Raw genomic sequence first — 561 nt, 5'->3', positions numbered from 1 at the left:
GGCATCCACCGCTCAGCCAGCGGCCAGCCCTACCAGATCTACATCGCCAACGCCGCCGATTGCGGCCGCTGCGCACTGCGCCCGCAATGCTTGAAGAGCCGCGGCGGGGCACAACAGGCCCCGCGGGGGCGCCAGCTCAGCCGCTTCCTGCCCAAGGTGCCAGACCCCGGCCATCCCAGCGAGCGCATGCGCCAGGCCATCGATTCACCCCGAGGCCGGCAGCTGTACAGCCAGCGCATCGGCACCGTCGAGCCGGTGTTCGCGAACCTGCGGCACAACAAGCACCTGAACCGCTTGAACCACCGGGGACACACCAAGGTCCGTGCGCAGTGGAGCCTGTACTGCATGGTGCACAACATCGAAAAGCTCTCGAAAGCGGGCTTCGGGCAAACCGGGGTTCAATAACCCGGACGGTAAGCGGCACAATCGCCGTCAGACGCCGAAAACCTGGCTCACAAACCAGACTTCACCGATGAACCACGCAATCCGAATTTGCAGGCAATCATGCGCGCCGAACGGTGGGCGTGGCTGTGGGATTGGGGTTATTGGACAGCTTCGTTA

At 64.2% G+C, this 561-nt stretch carries 1 protein-coding gene; it reads left to right on the top strand.

Translation table 11 applies throughout. From position 1 onward, the window contains the following. A partial coding sequence (locus WG898_RS25175; protein WP_339605520.1) for a transposase occupies positions 1-405 on the top strand: 405 nt, incomplete at its 5' end. Positions 406-561: the final 156 nt, after the last annotated feature.

Source organism: Paucibacter soli (assembly GCF_037482845.1).
GTDB lineage: Bacteria > Pseudomonadota > Gammaproteobacteria > Burkholderiales > Burkholderiaceae_C > Paucibacter_B > Paucibacter_B soli.
This window is presented reverse-complemented; position numbering and strand designations above follow the sequence as displayed.